The organism is Geodermatophilus nigrescens, assembly GCF_900129495.1.
GTDB lineage: Bacteria > Actinomycetota > Actinomycetes > Mycobacteriales > Geodermatophilaceae > Geodermatophilus > Geodermatophilus nigrescens.
Window position 1 is genome coordinate 86,300 of the sequence record NZ_FQVX01000001.1, and the last position, 17,108, is coordinate 103,407.

A 17,108-nucleotide genomic window follows, 5' to 3' on the forward strand; every position below is an offset into this window, starting at 1 on the left:
GGGACGCGCCCGGATGCGGTCGCGCGCCGGAGTGCACCCCCGTGGGCGAGGGGGCCACGGGCGCCACCCACCTACGATCGACCCCGTGATCGACCTGCGCCTGGTGCGCGAGCACCCCGACGTCGTCCGTGCCAGCCAGCGCGCCCGCGGCGCCGACGAGTCCCGGGTCGACGAGCTGCTGTCCGCCGACGAGGCCCGCCGCGCCGCCGTCAAGCGCGCAGACGACCTCCGCGCCGAGCAGAAGACCGCCTCGCAGGCCGTGCGCGGCGCGTCGAAGGAGGAGCGCCCCGCCGTCCTGGAGCGGGCGAAGGCGCTGGCCGCGCAGGTCAAGGAGGCCGAGGAGGCCCAGCGCGCGGCCGACGCGGCGCTGCGCGCGGTGCACCTGGCCATCCCGAACGTCGTGCACGACGACGTCCCGCCCGGCGGCGAGGACGACGCCGTCACCCTGCGCACCGTCGGCGAGGTCCCGGCCTACGACTTCGAGGTGCGCGACCACCTGCAGATCGGCGAGGCGCTCGGCGCGATCGACATGGAGCGCGGCGCGAAGGTCTCCGGCGCCCGCTTCTACTTCCTCACCGGCCCGGGCGCGCTGCTGGAGTTCGCGCTGGCGCAGCTCGCGATCACCCGCGCGGTGGCCGCCGGGTTCGTCCCCGTCGTCGCCCCGGCCCTGGTCAAGCCCGAGGCGATGGAGGGCACCGGCTTCCTCGGCGAGCACGACGAGGAGGTCTACCGCGTCGAGCGCGACGACCTGTACCTCGTGGGCACCTCCGAGGTGGCGCTGGCCGGCATGCACGCCGACGAGGTGCTCGACCTGTCGGCCGGGCCGCGCCGCTACGCCGGCTGGTCGTCCTGCTTCCGCCGCGAGGCCGGCTCCTACGGCAAGGACACCCGCGGCATCATCCGCGTGCACTGGTTCGACAAGGTCGAGATGTTCAGCTTCTGCCGGCCCGACGAGGCGGCCGCGGAGCACCTGCGGCTGCTGGCCTGGGAGGAGGAGTTCCTCCAGGCCCTCGAGCTGCCCTACCGGGTGGTCGACATCGCCGCCGGCGACCTCGGCACCAGCGCCGCCCGCAAGTACGACATCGAGGCGTGGTTCCCGTCGCAGGGCACCTACCGCGAGCTGACGTCGACGTCGGACTGCACCACCTATCAGGCCCGCCGGCTGGCGATCCGGTACCGCGACGAGGACGGGAGGCCGCAGCCGGCGGCCACGCTCAACGGCACGCTGTGCGCGATCGCCCGCACCATCGCCTGCCTGCTCGAGGTGCACCAGCGGGCCGACGGCTCGGTGCACGTGCCCGCGGCGCTGCGCCCGTGGCTGGGCGGGCACGAGGTCCTCACCCCCGGCATGACGCTGGCCGCCCCGGTGCCCACCGCATGAGCGGGACCGCGCCCCGGGCGGTCCTCTCCGGGCACGTGCCCTCCCCGGACGCCACCCGGGTCGTGGACCTCGGCGACCTGCTCGGGGAGCTCGGCGACTGGCGGCCGAAGCTGGTCGCCACCGACCTCGACGGCACCCTGCTGTCCTCCGAGGGCGTGGTCAGCCCGCGCACCCGCGCCGCGCTGGAGGCCTGCTGGGCGGCCGGCGTCCCCGTCGTCGGCGTCACCGGCCGCGGCCCGCGGCTGCTCGACAGCGTGCGCACCGCGCTGGCCGGGCGCGGCATCGCGGTGCTCGCGCAGGGCGGCTTCGTCGTCGACCTCGAGCGCGACGAGGTGCTGCGCACCGTCGGCCTGCCGCGCGAGCAGGCGGAGGCGGTCATCGCCCGCATCGAGGACGCCGCCGGCGACCTGATCCTGGCCGTCGAGGACGCCGCCGAGCAGGGCGAGGCGCTCGCGCCGCTGCGGGTGCAGCACGGGTTCGAGTGGCCCTACCCCGAACCCGCGCACCTGCTGCCCCGGCACGCGGTCATCCCCGAGGGCGCGGTGCTCAAGGTGTTCCTGCGCTCCTCCACGCTGGGCCAGGACGAGCTGCTCGCCCGCGCCCGCCGGGTCACCGACCCGGCCGACGCCGAGGTCACCCACGCGGGCCTCGGGTTCATCGAGGTCCTCCCGCCCGGCATCACCAAGGCCACCGGCCTCGCCGTCGCCCTCGACCGGTACGGCGTCGGGTTCGGCGACGTGCTCGTCTTCGGCGACATGCCCAACGACCTGCCGATGATCGGCGCGGTCACGGACGCCGGCGGGCGCGCGGTCGCCGTCGCCAACGCCCACCCCGCCGTGCGGGCCGCCGCCGGCGGGCTGACCAGCGGCCACGACGCCGACGGCGTGGCCCGCTACCTCGAGGCGGTGCTGGCCGGTGTCTGACTGGCGACCGCGGCTGATCGCCAGCGACATGGACGGCACGCTGCTGCACTCCGACGACACCGTCGGCGAGGCCACCGTCGCCGAGCTCCGGCGCTGGGCGGACGACGGCGTCCCGCTGGTGCTGGCCACCGGCCGCCCGCCGCGGTGGATGCGCCGGATCCGGGAGGTCGTGCGCACCGGCACCGCCGTCTGCTGCAACGGCGCGGTGCTGCTCGACCTCGGCCGCTTCGAGATCCTCGAGGAGGACGCGCTGCCGCCGGCCGTCCTCGCCGACGTGACCGCCGGCCTGCGCGCCGAGCAGCCGGGCACCTGGTTCGCCGTCGAGTACGGCCTGGAGTTCCGGCACGAGCCGGTCTACCGGCCGCGGTGGGACCTCGACGCGCCCGGCGTGGCCGAGGCGACGCTCGAGGAGATCGTCTCCGCCCCCGCGGCCAAGCTGCTGGCCCGGCACGAGGACCTGCCCCGCGACGAGTTCATGCGGCTCGTCGAGCGGGTGGTGGGGGACCGGGCGACGGTCACCAACTCCTCCTCGGACGCGCTCGCCGAGATCTCCGCCAGCGGGGTCACCAAGGCCACCGGCATCGCCAAGGTCGCCGCCCGCCACGGCGTCGGCCCGGAGGACGTCGTCGTCTTCGGCGACATGCCCAACGACATCGCCGCCTTCGACTGGGTGCGCGAGGCCGGCGGGCGGGCGGTGGCGATGGCGCACGCCCACCCGGACCTGCTGGCGGCGGCCACCGACGTCACCGGCACGAACGACGACGACGGCGTCGCGGCCTTCCTCGCCTCACTCTGACCCGGCTCAAGACCGCCCGGCGCCTGCCGATGTGGTTCCCGGACGGCACCACGCCGACCGGAACCCCGGCCACGGAAGGCGATCGATGAGCCAGACCCCGCCCCGCGCCGCTGCAGCGGTGCCCGCCGACTCCTCCTCCGGCTGGAGCCTGCACACGCGGATGCTCGGCGCCATCCTCGTGGTCGCGCTGACCACCCTGGGCGTCGGCCTGTTCGGCATCGCGCGCATGGCGGTGCTCGCCGACAAGGCCGACCAGGTCTACAGCGAGGGCGCCGCCCCGCTCGACGGGCTGCGGACCCTGCAGGTGGACTGGTGGGAGCTGGCCGCCCAGACCGCGCGCGCCGCGATCCCGACCCTGCCGCCGGCCAGCATCCAGGACGCGCAGCGCGACGCCGCCGAGGCCGCGGAGGCCATGGCCGCGCACGCGGAGGCCGTCGACGGCATGCCGCTGTCCGACGACGCCCGCGCCGCCTTCACCGAGTTCCGGGCCGCGTCGGAGACCTACCTGACCGCGCTGGCGCAGCTGCAGGCCCTGCCGCTCGGCTCGCCGAACGCCCTCCCGCTGCTGCAGACCATGACGCAGGACGAGACGGTCATCGAGGAGTCGCTGGCCGCGGCCACCACCTCGGCCGCCGCGGACGCCGAGCAGACCGTCGCCGAGGCGCGCGACGCCTACGCCTCGGCCCGCACCCTGACGATCGTCGTGGTCGTCCTCGGCCTGGTGGTCGCCGTCGTGCTCGCCGTCCTCGTGGCGCGCAGCGTCACCGGCCCGGTGCAGCGGATCCGCGAGGTGCTCGGCAAGGTCGCCGCCGGTGACCTGCGGGTGCGCGCCGGTGCCACCGGCGGCGGCGAGCTCGGCGAGGTCGCCCGCTCGCTCGACGAGACCCTCGACAGCCTCGGCGGCGTGCTGACCCTGGTCCGCGAGTCCGCCGACCGCCTGCAGGGCGCCTCCACGCAGCTCGACACCGCGGCCGGCAGCATCGCCGAGTTCTCCCGCGCCGCCTCCGACCAGACCGACGTCGTCGTCGCCTCGGCCGGCGAGGTCGCCGCGAGCGTCGACACCGTGGCCACCGGCTCCTCGCAGATGGAGACGGCGATCCGCGAGATCGCGCACAACGCCACCGAGGCCGCCCGCGTGGCCGGCCAGGCCGTGGGCGTCGCGGAGAACACCACCCGCACCGTGGGCAAGCTCGGCGACTCGTCGCAGGAGATCGCCACCGTCGTGAAGCTGATCAACGGCATCGCCGAGCAGACCAACCTGCTGGCCCTCAACGCCACCATCGAGGCGGCGCGCGCCGGGGAGGCCGGCAAGGGCTTCGCCGTCGTGGCCAGCGAGGTCAAGGAGCTCGCGCAGGAGACCGCCCGCGCCACCGAGGACATCTCCCGCCGCGTGGAGGCCATCCAGGCCGACACCGCGGGCGCCGTGGACGCGATCAGCCGGATCAGCTCGGTGATCGGCGAGATCAACGACTTCCAGGCCACCATCGCGGCCGCGGTCGAGGAGCAGACGGCGACCACCAACGAGATGAACCGCAACGTGGCCGAGGCCGCCGGCGGCACCCGTCAGATCGCCGCGGCGATCACCGGCCTGGCCGACGGGACGCAGCAGACCAACGCCCGCGTCGGCGACGCCCGCCAGGCCGCCGCCGAGCTCGCCCGCATGAGCGGCGAGCTGCAGGACGCCGTCCGCCGCTTCACCGTCTGATCCCGGCCACCGACACAGCGGCCTGGTCCCGCCGTCCGTGCGCGGATGGCGGGACCGGGCCGTCGTCGTCTACAGGTACTGGCCCCCGCCGGGGCGGGGCTCGGCCGCGCTCGGGCCGCCCGGCAGCGCCCGCCCGCGCCGGATCTCCTCCAGCTGCGCGCGGGCGGCCATCTGCTGGGCGAACAGCGCCGTCTGGATGCCCTGAAAGACGCCCTCGAGCCACCCGACCAGCTGGGCCTGGGCGATGCGCAGCTCGGCGTCCGACGGCGTCGACTCGTCGCTGAACGGCGAGGTGATCCGCCGCAGCTCCTCGGAGAGCTCGGGCGCGAGGCCCTGCTCGAGCTCGCGGATCGAGGAGGCGTGGATGTCGCGCAGGCGGGTGCGGCTGGCGTCGTCGAGAGGCGCCGCCCGCACCTCCTCGAGCAGCTGCTTGATCATCGTGCCGATCCGCATGACCTTGGCCGGCTGCTCCACCATGTCGCCGAGGCCGGGGTGCCCGTCGCCGTCCTCCTGGCCCGCCGCGGGCACCGGCATCGCGCCCACCGGCCGGCCGTCGGGGCCGACGACCAGCACCTGCTGCGGACGTTCGCTGCCGTTCCCGAGTGCCGTCATGCCCTCCATCCTGCCCCGCCCGGTCCCGGGCCATACGCGGGCCGGTGCGGCGGGGCGGGCGGGTGGGGAGGACAACGGCGGGCGGGTGGGGAGGGCAACTAGGGTCGCCCGCATGCACCCGGGGGAACACAGGCTGGACGTCGCGCGCGTCCGCGGCCAGTTCCCGGGGCTCTCCGACGGCTTCGTGCACACCGACGCGCCCGCCGGCACGCTGATGCCCGAGAGCGTCGTGCACGCGGTCTCCTCGGCCATGCGGGTGCCGGTGGCCAACCGCGGCGGGGTGTTCCCCGCCTCGGCGCGCACCGAGAGCCTGGTGTCCAGCGCCCGGGCGGCCGTGGCCGACCTCGTCGGCGGCCTGTCCTCCGGCGTCGTCCTCGGCCCGAACACGACGTCGCTGACCTACGCCTTCGCCCGCGCCCTGTCGCGCACCTGGCGCTACGGCGACGAGGTGGTGGTCAGCCGCCTCGACCACGACGCGAACATCCGGCCCTGGGTGACGATGGCCGAGCGCGCCGGCGCGGTGGTGCGCTGGGCCGAGGTGGACATCGAGACCGGCGAGCTGCCCGCCTGGCAGTACGACGAGCTGATCACCTCGCGCACCCGGCTGGTGGCGGTCACCGCGGCGAGCAACGCGATCGGCACCCGGCCCGACGTCGCCGCCATCTCCGCCCGCGCCCACGCGGTGGGCGCGCTGGTCTACGTCGACGCCGTCCAGGCCGCGCCGCACGTCTACCTCGACAAGACGGCGCTCGGCGCGGACTTCGTCGCCGTCTCCGCCTACACCTGGTGCGGCCCGCACGTGGGTGCCGTGGTGGCCGACCCGGCGCTGCTCGCCGAGCTCGACCCCGACCGGCTGGTGCCCACCCCCGACCGGGTGCCCGACCGGCTGGAGACCGGCACGCCGCCCTTCGAGCTCTACGCCGGGGTGACCGCCGCCGTCGACCACCTGGCCGGCCTGTGCGAGGACGCCACCGGCAGCCGCCGCGACCGGCTGCACGCCTCGATGACCGCGGTCGCGGCCTACGAGGGCAGCCTGTTCGAGTGGCTGGACCAGGCGCTGCGGGCCATGCGGCACGTGCAGGTGGTCGGCTTCCCGGAGCACACGACGCCGACGCTGTCGTTCACCGTCCCCGGCATGCGCCCGCGGCAGGTGGCCGCGGAGCTGTCCCGCCGCGGCATCTGCGCCTGGGACGGCGACTTCTACGCCCGCGAGCTGTTCGACGCGCTCGGCGTCAACGAGCTCGGCGGCGCCGTCCGGCTGGGCCTCGCCCACTACAACACCGCCGAGGAGGTCGGCTACGTGATCGACTCGGTGGCGGCGCTGCGGGCCCTCTGACCGCGGGCCGTCAGGCGTCGGGGAGCAGCAGCACCTTCCCGACGTGCTCGCTGGCCTCCACCACGCGGTGCGCCTCGGCCGCGCGGGACATCGGCAGCCGCCGGTCGACGATCGGCCGCACCACGCCCCGCTCGACGTCGGGCCACACCTCGGCCCGCACCGCCGCGACGATCGCGTCCTTGCCGCCGGGCCCGGTGCTCGGGCGGGAGCGCAGCGCCGTCGCGGCCACCGACGCCCGCTTGGCCAGGAGCTTGCCGAGGTCGAGCTCGGCCTTCGTCCCGCCCTGCATGCCGATGACCACCAGCCGCCCGCCGACGGCGAGGGCGTCGACGTTGCGGGCCAGGTACTTCGCGCCCATGTTGTCCAGGACGACGTCGGCGCCCGCCCCGCCGGTGACCTCGCGGACCCGCTCGACGAAGTCCTCCTCGCGGTAGTCGATGGTCACGTCGGCGCCGAGCTCCCGGCAGGCGGCCCGCTTGGCCTCCGTGCCGGCGGTGGTGACCACCCGCGCGCCGGCCCGGGCGGCGAGCTGGATGGCCATCGTGCCGATGCCGCTGGACCCGCCGTGGACGAGGAACGTCTCCCCGCGCCGCAGGCCGGCGAGCTGGAAGACGTTCGACCAGACGGTGCAGGTGACCTCCGGGAGCGCGGCCGCGGTGGCCAGCTCGACGCCGGCCGGGCGGGGGAGCAGCTGCACCGCCGGGACGGCGACCCGCTCGGCGTAGCCGCCGCCGGCCAGCAGCGCGCACACCTCGGCGCCCACCGACCAGCCGGTCACGCCCTCGCCGACCTCGCTGACGATGCCGCTGCACTCCAGGCCGAGGACCTCGCTGGCGCCCCGCGGCGGCGGGTAGTTGCCGGCCCGCTGGAGGAGGTCGGCCCGGTTGACCGCGGTGGCGGCCACGTCGACGACCACCTCGCCCGGGCCGGCCACCGGGTCGGGCACCTCACCCCAGCCGAGCACCTCGGGTCCGCCGGGTCCGCTCGTGGTCACCGCTCGCATGCCCCGACCCTAGGAGGGGCGACGGGGCCGGGTCTCCCGCGGCAGGCGCAGCCGCGCCCGACACGGCCAGGCAGCGCCCGCCCGCGTCGCCGGCCCGGGTGGCGAGGTCGGCCAGCACGCCGCCGACCGCCCGCCGCGAGACGTGCATCCCCTGGACGTCGCCGGCCGGGGACGTCGCGGCTGCCTCGTCCCCGTCGGTCAGGTACACCGGCTGGACGATCGTCCAGTCCAGGCCGCTGTCGCGGACGACCCGCTCCTGCCGCTCGTGGTCGACGATCTGCGGCCGCAGCAGCAGCGCGAACACCAGCTTCGACGACAGCGGCAGCCGGTCCCGCGTCTCCCCGACGCCGTAGGAGGACTGCACCACCAGCCGCGGCACGCCGTGCTCGCGCATGGCCGCGACCAGCGCCGCCGTCCCGCGCGAGCGCACGTCCATCGGCGTGCCCCGGCTTCCCCGCAGCCGCACCACGAGCGGGTGCTCGCTGATCCCCAGCGCCACCACGACGGCGTCCTGCCCCCGCACGGCCCGGCCGACGTCGGCCGGCCGGGTCGCGTCGCCGTCCACCGTCCGCACCGCCGTGTCCCCCCGGGAAGCGTCCTCCCGGAAGGCGGCCCCCGCCCGCCGCGCGAACGCCGTCACCTCGTGTCCCCGCGCGGTCAGCGCCTCGACCGCCGCCCGTCCCGATCCACCCGTCGCACCCACCACCAGCACGCGCACGTCCCTGCTCCTCCCGGTCCCGCCGGCCCCGTCGGCCGGTCGGGAACGAGGCTGGCCGACCGCGCCGCGGCGGCCCATGACCGCGCGTCCGCCGTCCGTGCCCGTTCGTCCGGCGACCCTGGACGCCCGGTACGGGACGCAGCAGGCTGGCGCCGTGGACGGGAGCGGCGACGTCGGGGTCCGGGTGAGCACGCCGGTCGGGGTGCCGACCGGCGCGGACGCGGCCCGGCCGTGGACACCGGTCGACCCGGTCGGCGACCTGCTCGCCGACCTGCGCATCCACGGCACCTTCTACTGCCGGTCGGAGGCGACGGCGCCCTGGGGCGTGGAGATGCCCGCCTTCCCGGGCTGCATGGCCTTCCACGTCGTCACCCGGGGCACCGTCGTGCTCGAGGTCGGCGGCGAGCAGCTGACCCTCGGCGTCGGCGACCTGGCCCTGGTCCCGCACGGCCGCGGCCACCTGCTGCGCAGCGCGGTGGGGGCGCCGGTCGCCGGGCGGGCCGACCTCCTGCCGCAGCAGCAGGTGGGGGAGCACTACTCGGTGCTGCGGCTCGACGGCGGCGGCGCGGCGGCCGGGATGGTGTGCGGCGTCGTCGAGCCGGCCCGGCCGGGTGCGGCGCACCTGCTGGACCTGCTGCCGCCGGTGCTCGTGGTCGACGGTCGAGACCCGCGCCGCGGCGGGTGGCTGCCGCTGCTGCTGCAGGTGATCTCCGACGAGGCCGCCGAGGACCGCCCGGGCGCGGAGGCGGTGATCACCCGGCTGGCCGACGTCGTCGTGCTGCAGGCCGTCCGGACGTGGCTGGACACCGCGGCCACCGGCCCCGGGTGGCTGCGGGCGCTGCGCGACCCGCAGGTGGGCCAGGCCGTGGCGCTGCTGCACCGCGAGCCCGGGGCGGCGTGGACGCTCACCCGGCTGGCGCGGGAGGCCCGCATGTCGCGCTCGTCGTTCGCCGCCCGGTTCACCGAGCTGGCCGGCGAGCCGGTGATGCGCTACCTGGCGCGGTGGCGGATGCACCTGGCCACCGTGGCGCTCGCGGAGGGGGCGCAGGTGGGTGAGCTGGCCGGGCGCCTGGGCTACGAGTCGGAGGCCGCGTTCTCCCGCGCGTACAAGCGCATCGTCGGCGTCCCCCCGACCATGGCCGGGCAGTCCGCGCGGTAGCCGCCGGGCCGCTCCAAGCGGCCCGCAAGCTGCCTGCAGGAGCCGGGCGGCACCGTCCCGGTCATGACGACGACGCTGCCGCCGACCCGGACCGCCTCCGCCTCCCGCGGCGCGGTGACCGAGCTGACCGACCACGCGCTCCTGCACCGGGCCCTGCGCTCGGGCCTGCGGATGGCCGGCCGGGCGGTCACCGGCGTCGCCCTCGACGACCCGTGCGACCCCGCCCGGCAGCGCGAGCTGGTGCGCTGGACGGCGGGCGTGCTGGTCGAGGTCCGCGCGCACGCCGCGCTGCGCCGGGAACTCGAGGCCGCGGTGTCCCGCGCGGTGCTGCCCGGCGCCGGGGACGACCGCGGCGCGGCCTCCGACACAGGCACGGCCTCCGACGCCGGCACGGCCTCCGACGCCGCCCTCGACGCCTCGCTCGCCCGGGCCCGCCGGGCGCTGCTCGTCTTCGCCCGCGACGCGAGCGCCGGGGCCCCGCTGCTCGCCGTCGCCCTGACCGAGCTCGCCGCCCTGGTCGACGACCGGCTCGACGCCGAGGAGGCGGGCGTCCTGCCGCTGGTGGACGCGCACGTCCCCGCGGCCGAGCGCGACCGCGCCGTGCGGACCGCCCGGCGCCTGCTCCCCGCCGGCCAGGACGCGTTCACGCTGCCGTGGCTGCTCGACGTCTGCCACCCCGCCGAGCGCGTGACGGTGCTGCGGACGGCGTCCCGGTCGGCGCGGCTGGTGCTGCGCTTCGCGGGTGCGCGGCACGGCCGGATGCGCGACGCCGTCCTCGGCCTCCCGTGGTGACCTGCGCGGACGACGGGAGGCCGGCTCCCCCGGAGGGGAACCGGCCTCCCGCCGGTCTCAGGCGCGGGCCTTGAGGTCCTTGCGCAGGATCTTGCCCGCTGCGGACTTGGGCACCTGCTCGATGAACTCCACCGCGCGGATCTTCTTGTGCGGGGCGAGCCGCTCGGCGGCGTAGTCCATGACCTCCTGCTCGGAGATCTCCGCGCCGGGCGCCCGCACGACGAAGGCCTTGGGCAGTTCCTCGCCGCTCTCCTCGTCCTTGACGCCGATGACCGCGGCGTCGGCGATGGCCGGGTTGTTGATGAGCACGGCCTCGAGCTCGGCCGGGGCCACCTGGTAGCCCTTGTACTTGATCAGCTCCTTGACCCGGTCGACGACCGTGTAGCAGCCGTTCTCGTCGACGATCGCCACGTCGCCGGTGTGCAGCCAGCCCTCGGCGTCGAGGGTGTCGGCGGTCGCCGTCGGGTTGTTGAGGTAGCCCTTCATCACCTGCGGCCCGCGCACCCACAGCTCACCGCGCTCGCCGGGGGCGGCGTCCTGGCCGGTCGAGGGGTCGACCAGCCGGCACTCGGTGTTCGGCAGGGCGAGGCCGACCGAGCCCTTCGGCACCGAGCTGACGCCCTCGGGCAGCCGGTTGGCGTCCGGCGTGGTGTGCGAGACCGGCGACAGCTCGGTCATGCCGTAGCCCTGGGCGACGACGACGCCGTCGGCCGCGCCCTTGCGCAGCCGGTCCTGGGCGGCCTGGGCCAGCGCCTCGTCCAGCGGCGCGGCGCCGGAGGTGATGCTGCGCAGCGACGAGAGGTCGAACTGGTCGACCATCGGGTGCTTGGCCAGCGCCAGCACGATGGGCGGCGCGACGAACGCGCGGGTGATCTTCTGGTCCTGGATCGTGCGCAGGAACTGCTCGAGGTCGAAGCGCGGCAGCGTGACCACCGTGCCGCCCCACTGCAGGCCCTGGTTCATGAGCACGGTCAGGCCGTAGATGTGGAAGAACGGCAGGACGGCGATGATCCGCTCGTCGCCCTCGACCAGCTCCACCAGCGGCCGGGACTGGCTCACGTTGGCCACCAGGTTGCGGTGGGTGAGCATGACGCCCTTGGGCAGCCCCGTGGTGCCGCTGGAGTAGGGCAGCGTGACCAGGTCGGCCGCCGGGTCGATGTCGACGTCGACCGACGGGGCGTCGCTGGTGATCAGGTCGAGCAGCGAGGCGTGTCCCTCGGCGCCGTCCATGACGATGACCTCGTCGACCGGCGTCTGCTCGGTGGCCTCGAGCGCGCGGTCGAGGAACGGCGAGACGGTGACCAGCACCTTCGCGCCGGAGTCCTTGAGCTGGAAGGCCACCTCGTGGGCGGTGTAGAGCGAGTTGATCGGGCTCATCACCAGGCCGGCGCGGGCGATGCCGTGGAAGACGACCGGGTACCACATGGTGTTGGGGCACAGGACGGCGACGACGTCGCCCTTGCGCAGCCCGCGGGAGGCGAGCGCGGCGGCCACGCGGTCGACGTAGGTGGCCAGCTGCCCGTGGCTGATCGAGTCGCCGGTCAGGCCGTCGACGAGCGCGGGCGCGTCGGGGCGCGAGGCCCCGCCGGCGAGGACGAACTCGGGGACCGACTGGTCGGGGATCTCGACGTCGGGGTAACGACTGGCCAGAGCCACGGTGCTCCTCCTCGGGGGTGCGGCAGTGGCGCCAGTCTCACACCCCGGGTGTGTCGCGCGACACGCGGGTTACCCGCCGGTCACCTCGCTCATCCGCGCGGCCACAGCACCGACTGGGTGCAGCGGAACAGCGCCAGCGTCCTGCCCTCGCCCGAGCTGACGACGGCGTCCCACACCTGCGTCGTGCGGCCGGCGTGCGCGTTGGTGGCGACCGTGCGCAGCTGTCCCTCGCGGACGGTGCCGAGGAAGTTGCTCTTGAGCTCGATGGTGGTGAACCCGGCCGAGCCCTCCGGCAGCAGCGCCCGGGTGGCCAGGCCGCAGGCGGTGTCGGCCAGCGCGACGACGGTGGCCGCGTGCAGGTAGCCGTTGGGCGCGAGCAGGTCGGGGCGGACCTCGAGTGCCGCCTCCAGCCGGCCGGGCTCGTGCGCGGTGACGGTCAGCCCGAGCAGACCCGGCAGCGTGCCCGGCAGCAGCGCGTTGAGCTCGTCGGCGGTGTGGAACCCCGTGGCGGCCATGCCGGCGACCGTAGCCCCGCACGATCAGGCCGCCTGGTCGTGCCGCGTCCTGGCTCACCGCCGACGGTGAGCCTGGACGCGCCACGGTGAGCCCGCCTGATCGTGCGGGGTCCGCTCGGGGACCAGGCCCCGACCGCGGGCCGTGGTGCCCGCCCTCGTGCTGTAGCGCGAGGTCGGGCACGACACGACGAGGTCAGGCCAGGCCGCGGGTGGTGCGGGCGGGCGGCCGGTCGCCGCGGATGGACGCCACCATGTCCAGCGTCTGCCGGGTCGCCGCGACGTCGTGGGCGCGGAACACCCGGGCGCCCAGCCACGCGCTCACCGCCGTCGCCGCGAGCGTGCCGGTGAGCCGCTCCTCCAGCGGGACGTCGAGGGTCTCCCCGACGAAGTCCTTGTTCGACAGCGCCACCAGCACCGGCCAGCCGGTGGCCACCAGCTCGTCCAGCCGCCGGGTGGCCTCCAGGGAGTGCCGGGTGTTCTTGCCGAAGTCGTGGCCCGGGTCGACCAGCACCCGCTCGCGCTCCACGCCCGCGGCCACCGCCGCCTCGGCGAGCGCCGTCGTCCGCGCGACGACGTCGGCCACCACGTCGTCGTAGCGCACCCGGTGCGGGCGGGTGCGCGGCGGCAGCCCGCCGGCGTGGGTGCACACGATCCCGGCACCGGCCTCCGCGGCCACCTCGGCCAGCTCCGGCTCCACGCCGCCCCACGCGTCGTTGACGACGTCGGCGCCCGCGGCGAGCACCTCGCGGGCCACCTCGGCGCGCCACGTGTCGATCGAGATCGGCAGCGCCGGGTGGGCGGCGCGGATGGCGGCCACCAGGTCGGCGGTGCGGCGGATCTCCTCGGCGGCGTCGACCTCCTCGCCGGGCGCGGCCTTGACCCCGCCGACGTCGACCATGTCCGCGCCCTCGGCCACCACCCGGTCCACCCGCTCGACGGCGGCGGCCAGCTCGTAGGTGGCGCCGCGGTCGTAGAACGAGTCGGGCGTGCGGTTGACGATGGCCATCACCACCAGACCGCCGTCGGGCACGTCCAGCCGGCCCAGTCGCAGCACCCGTGGCCCCCGTCCCCGTCAGCGGTGTGGTGGAGTCAGCCAACCAGACCCCCAGCGGACACAGGAGGACAGGCGATGGCGCAGACCACCGTGGACGGCGTCGAGGGCGTGCAGTCGCTCGTCGGTCAGCACCTCGGGTACAGCGACTGGGTCCAGGTGACCCAGGAGCAGGTGCAGCAGTTCGCCGACGCGACCGGCGACCACCAGTGGATCCACGTCGACGTGGAGCGCGCCAAGAGGGAGAGCCCCTTCGGCGGGCCGATCGCGCACGGCTACCTGACGCTGTCGCTCATCCCGTCGCTGCTGCCGGAGATCGTCGAGATCAGCGGCTTCCGGATGGGCGTCAACTACGGCACCGAGAAGGTGCGCTTCCCCTCGCCGGTGCCGGTGGGCAGCCGGGTGCGCGCGGGCGCCACCCTCGCGTCGGCGACGCCGTTCGAGGGCGGCATCGCGATGAACATGGACGTCACCGTGGAGATCGAGGGCGGCACCAAGCCGGCGATGGTCGCCACCGTCGTCTACCGCCGCTACCTCTAGGCGCCCAGGCATGGGAAGCAATTCCCACGTCCTGAGCGCCAGGACGTGGGTGTTGCTTCCCATGCCTCAGTCAGTCAGGCGATGATCGCCTGGTTGACCAGCGCGCGCAGGTAGGCGCGGATCGGCAGCGTGCTCGAGGGCAGCAGCTGCGTGTAGAAGGTGACGACGACGTCCTCGACCGGGTCGACGTAGAACGCCGTCGACGCCGCCCCGCCCCAGCTGTAGTCGCCGGCGCTCGCGACGCCGCCGTAGCGCGCCGGGTCCAGCACCATCGAGAAGCCCAGCCCGAAGCCCACCCCGCGCAGCGGCGTCTCGGCGAACAGGGGCCGGCCGAAGGTCTCGAGGTCGGCGTCGCCGGGCAGGTGGTTGCGCACCATGTGGGCGAGCGTGCGCGGGCCGAGCAGCCGGCCGCCGTCGTAGGAGCCGCCGCGGCGCAGCATCTCGCAGAAGCGCAGGTAGTCCGCCGCCGTCGAGACCAGCCCGCCGCCGCCGGACAGGAACGTCGGCTTGCGGTGCGCCGCCTCGCCCATGGCGTCGATCGGGGCGAACGACGTCGGCGCGCCGGCCGGCTGCCCCGGGACGGCGGCGTAGAGGCGGGCGAGGGAGTCGACGTCGTCGCCCTCGCGCAGGCCGAAGGACGTGTCGGTCATCCCCAGCGGGCCGAACACCCGCTCCTGGAAGAAGACGTCGAGCGTCTGCCCGGAGACCACCTCGACCAGCCGGCCGAGGACGTCGGTGGAGACGCCGTAGTTCCACTCCGAGCCGGGCTGGAAGACCAGCGGGACCGACGCCCACTGGCGGCAGGCCTCGGCGGAGTCGACGCCGGGCGGGGTGCCCCACTCGTGGCCCATCGCCCGGTACATCGCGTCGACGGGGTGGGCGTGGTGGAACCCGTAGGTCAGCCCGGACATGTGGGTGAGCAGGTGCCAGATCCGGATCGGCTCCACCTGCGGCTGGGTGACCGGCTTCTGCGCCGACCCGGCCACGTACACGCGGGTCTCGGCGAACTCCGGCAGCCAGCGGGCGATCGGCTCGGTGAGCTCGAAGGCCCCCTCCTCGTACAGCATCATCGCCGCGACCGAGGTGACCGGCTTGGTCATCGAGAAGATCCGCCAGCGGGTGTCCTCCTCGACCGGCCGGCCGTTCTCGACGTCGCGCGCGCCGTACCGGCCCACGTGCGCCAGCCGGCCGTGCCGGGACACCGTGACGAGGAAGCCGGGCAGCTGACCGCCGTCGACCCAGCGGGCCAGCCGCCGGTCGAGGCGCTCGAGCCGGGCGCCGTCGAGGCCGACCTCCGCCGGGTCGGTGTCCAGGGTCAGTGCGCTGCTCACGCGTGCCTCCGTCCCGGTGCCGTCCCCGTCGGGCGGCGCCTGCCTGCGCATCCTGACCCACCCGGCGTGGGCGGGATCACAGGGGGGCAGGCGCCACCCCGGGCGGGCGGCCGGTCAGGCCGGCGCGTCGCCGGGGCCCGGCGGATCACACCGGGACGTTGGAGGCGGCCTTCTTCAGGTTCGAGCCGGCGGTGACCTTGACCGTGTTGGCGGCGGGGATCTCGATGGACTCGCCGGTCTGCGGGTTGCGGCCGGTGCGGGCGGAGCGCTGGGTCCGCTCGACGGTCAGCAGCCCGGAGACGGCGACCTTCTCGCCGCGGGTGATCGCCTCGACGAGCTCCTCCTGGAGCCCGGACAGGACGGCGTCGACGGTCGCGCTGGGGACGTCGGCGCGCTTGGAGATGGCGGTGACGAGTTCGGCCTTGTTCACAGAGGTTCCTCTCGGACGTCGCGGCCGCGCGGTCTCGGCGGCCGCAGGATGGGGGTCCCGGGCGGTCGCCCGGGACGGACCGTTCCCCCTGCGGGGTCCGGCCCGGGGCACCGTGACACGCCGACCGGACATCTGGCCAGTCCACGGGCCTGGTGCCGACCCTACGGACCCGCGGGTCCCACCCGTCCCGGGGGCGGGGTCGCGGCCCCCGGCATAGCGTGGGCGCGTGCCGCAGCTCCCCGGGACCGACCTGACCGTCAGCGACCTGTGCCTGGGCGGCAACGTCTTCGGCTGGACGGCCGACGAGGCGACGTCGCACGCGGTGCTCGACCGCTTCGTCGACGCCGTGCCCAGCACGCAGAGCCCGTTCGTCGACACCGCGGAGATGTACGGCGACGGCCGCTCCGAGCAGATCCTCGGCGGCTGGATGGCCGAGCGCGGGCTGCGCGACCGGATGGTGGTGGCCACCAAGGCCTCGCCGGGGCAGAAGGAGCACCCGCTGTCGTCCCGCGAGGTGAAGGCGGCCGCCGAGCGGAGCCTGCGCAACCTGCGGACCGACCGGATCGACCTCTACTACGCCCACTACGACGACGCGACGACGCCCCTCGAGGAGACGCTCACCGCCTTCGACGAGCTGGTGCGCGAGGGCAAGGTGCGCCACGTCGCGGCGTCGAACTACTCGCCGGCGCGGCTGACGGAGGCCCTGGAGACCTCCGAGCGGCTCGGACTCGCCCGCTACGTGGCGCTGCAGCCGCACTACAACCTGGTCGAGCGCCCGGCCTACGAGGACGGGCTGCGCGACGTCGTCGCGACCAACGGCCTGGGCTGCCTGCCCTACTTCGCGCTGGCCAAGGGCTTCCTGACCGGCAAGTACCGCGCCGGCGAGCGGGTCGACTCGCCGCGGGCGCAGGGCGCGCAGGCCTACGTGGGGGAGCGCGGCGACCGGGTGCTCGCGGCCCTGGCCGAGGTGGCCTCCGCGCACGGGGTGGGCCAGGCCGCGGTGGCGCTGCGCTGGCTCGCCGACCAGCCCACCGTCACCGCGCCGATCGCCAGCGGCCGCGACGTCGACCAGCTCGCCGACCTGCTGCCCATGCAGGACCTCGTGCTCACCGACGACGAGCGCGCGGCGCTCACCGCCTCCGCCGGGTAGCCCGCCCGCG

At 75.6% G+C, this 17,108-nt stretch carries 17 protein-coding genes; 9 read left to right on the forward strand and 8 right to left on the reverse strand.

Going from position 1 to position 17,108, the window contains the following annotated elements; all coding sequences use genetic code 11:
- The first annotated feature begins 85 nt into the window (after positions 1–85).
- From serS to BUE37_RS00420, 4 genes are all read left to right on the forward strand, one after another.
- Positions 86–1,381: a serine--tRNA ligase gene (gene serS / locus BUE37_RS00405; protein ID WP_073417841.1), complete on the forward strand. Its 1,296-nt coding sequence runs from the start codon at positions 86–88 to the stop codon at positions 1,379–1,381.
- The gene (locus tag BUE37_RS00410) at positions 1,378–2,304 is read left to right on the forward strand and encodes an HAD family hydrolase (RefSeq protein ID WP_083628090.1); all 927 of its coding nucleotides are present in this window, start codon (positions 1,378–1,380) and stop codon (positions 2,302–2,304) included. The genes serS and BUE37_RS00410 overlap by 4 nt, the downstream gene beginning before the upstream one ends.
- A complete protein-coding gene (locus BUE37_RS00415; RefSeq protein WP_083628092.1) occupies positions 2,297–3,100 on the forward strand; it encodes an HAD hydrolase family protein in 804 nt (267 codons plus the stop codon). Before BUE37_RS00410 ends, BUE37_RS00415 begins: the two co-directional genes overlap by 8 nt.
- A gap of 85 nt (positions 3,101–3,185) precedes the next feature.
- Positions 3,186–4,805 (forward strand): methyl-accepting chemotaxis protein, encoded by a 1,620-nt coding sequence (locus BUE37_RS00420; protein WP_073417845.1) that lies wholly within the window; start codon positions 3,186–3,188, stop codon positions 4,803–4,805.
- A 69-nt stretch (positions 4,806–4,874) separates the two neighbouring features.
- Here the strand turns inward: BUE37_RS00420 and BUE37_RS00425 are convergent, their stop codons facing one another.
- Complete coding sequence (locus BUE37_RS00425; protein WP_139252774.1) at positions 4,875–5,417, reverse strand: bacterial proteasome activator family protein; 543 nt, start codon at positions 5,415–5,417, stop codon at positions 4,875–4,877.
- A gap of 112 nt (positions 5,418–5,529) precedes the next feature.
- Between BUE37_RS00425 and BUE37_RS00430 the strand changes: the two genes are divergently transcribed.
- Positions 5,530–6,753 (forward strand): cysteine desulfurase-like protein, encoded by a 1,224-nt coding sequence (locus tag BUE37_RS00430; protein ID WP_073417849.1) that lies wholly within the window; start codon positions 5,530–5,532, stop codon positions 6,751–6,753.
- Between the two features lie 10 nt (positions 6,754–6,763).
- Here BUE37_RS00430 and BUE37_RS00435 read toward each other — a convergent pair whose 3' ends face one another.
- Positions 6,764–7,756: an NAD(P)H-quinone oxidoreductase gene (locus BUE37_RS00435; RefSeq protein ID WP_073417851.1), complete on the reverse strand. Its 993-nt coding sequence runs from the start codon at positions 7,754–7,756 to the stop codon at positions 6,764–6,766.
- The gene (locus tag BUE37_RS00440) at positions 7,701–8,474 is read right to left on the reverse strand and encodes an NAD(P)-dependent oxidoreductase (protein WP_073417853.1); all 774 of its coding nucleotides are present in this window, start codon (positions 8,472–8,474) and stop codon (positions 7,701–7,703) included. Before BUE37_RS00440 ends, BUE37_RS00435 begins: the two co-directional genes overlap by 56 nt.
- Positions 8,475–8,628: 154 nt before the next feature.
- On the opposite strand from BUE37_RS00440, the gene BUE37_RS00445 reads away from it, so the two are divergent.
- Together BUE37_RS00445 and BUE37_RS00450 are read left to right on the forward strand one after the other, a co-directional pair.
- A complete protein-coding gene (locus BUE37_RS00445; RefSeq protein WP_245794216.1) occupies positions 8,629–9,633 on the forward strand; it encodes an AraC family transcriptional regulator in 1,005 nt (334 codons plus the stop codon).
- Between the two features lie 63 nt (positions 9,634–9,696).
- Positions 9,697–10,425 (forward strand): hypothetical protein, encoded by a 729-nt coding sequence (locus tag BUE37_RS00450; protein WP_073417855.1) that lies wholly within the window; start codon positions 9,697–9,699, stop codon positions 10,423–10,425.
- Between the two features lie 57 nt (positions 10,426–10,482).
- Here the strand turns inward: BUE37_RS00450 and BUE37_RS00455 are convergent, their stop codons facing one another.
- From BUE37_RS00455 to folP, 3 genes are all read right to left on the reverse strand, one after another.
- Entirely contained in the window at positions 10,483–12,081 is a 1,599-nt protein-coding gene (locus tag BUE37_RS00455) for a 4-coumarate--CoA ligase family protein (protein ID WP_073417857.1), read from the reverse strand.
- Between the two features lie 89 nt (positions 12,082–12,170).
- Complete coding sequence (locus BUE37_RS00460) at positions 12,171–12,596, reverse strand: PaaI family thioesterase (RefSeq protein WP_073417859.1); 426 nt, start codon at positions 12,594–12,596, stop codon at positions 12,171–12,173.
- Between the two features lie 193 nt (positions 12,597–12,789).
- Positions 12,790–13,650: a dihydropteroate synthase gene (gene folP, locus BUE37_RS00465; protein WP_083628096.1), complete on the reverse strand. Its 861-nt coding sequence runs from the start codon at positions 13,648–13,650 to the stop codon at positions 12,790–12,792.
- A 75-nt stretch (positions 13,651–13,725) separates the two neighbouring features.
- Between folP and BUE37_RS00470 the strand changes: the two genes are divergently transcribed.
- The gene (locus BUE37_RS00470; RefSeq protein WP_073417861.1) at positions 13,726–14,187 is read left to right on the forward strand and encodes a MaoC family dehydratase; all 462 of its coding nucleotides are present in this window, start codon (positions 13,726–13,728) and stop codon (positions 14,185–14,187) included.
- A 74-nt stretch (positions 14,188–14,261) separates the two neighbouring features.
- Here the strand turns inward: BUE37_RS00470 and BUE37_RS00475 are convergent, their stop codons facing one another.
- Positions 14,262–15,518 carry a serine hydrolase domain-containing protein gene (locus BUE37_RS00475; protein WP_073419412.1) on the reverse strand — a complete coding sequence of 419 codons (1,257 nt, stop codon included), beginning with the start codon at positions 15,516–15,518 and terminating at the stop codon, positions 14,262–14,264.
- 145 nt (positions 15,519–15,663) lie between these two features.
- The gene (locus BUE37_RS00480) at positions 15,664–15,948 is read right to left on the reverse strand and encodes an HU family DNA-binding protein (RefSeq protein WP_073417863.1); all 285 of its coding nucleotides are present in this window, start codon (positions 15,946–15,948) and stop codon (positions 15,664–15,666) included.
- A gap of 226 nt (positions 15,949–16,174) precedes the next feature.
- Between BUE37_RS00480 and BUE37_RS00485 the strand changes: the two genes are divergently transcribed.
- Positions 16,175–17,098, forward strand: a complete 924-nt coding sequence (locus tag BUE37_RS00485; protein ID WP_073417865.1) for an aldo/keto reductase — start codon at positions 16,175–16,177, stop codon at positions 17,096–17,098.
- Positions 17,099–17,108: the final 10 nt, after the last annotated feature.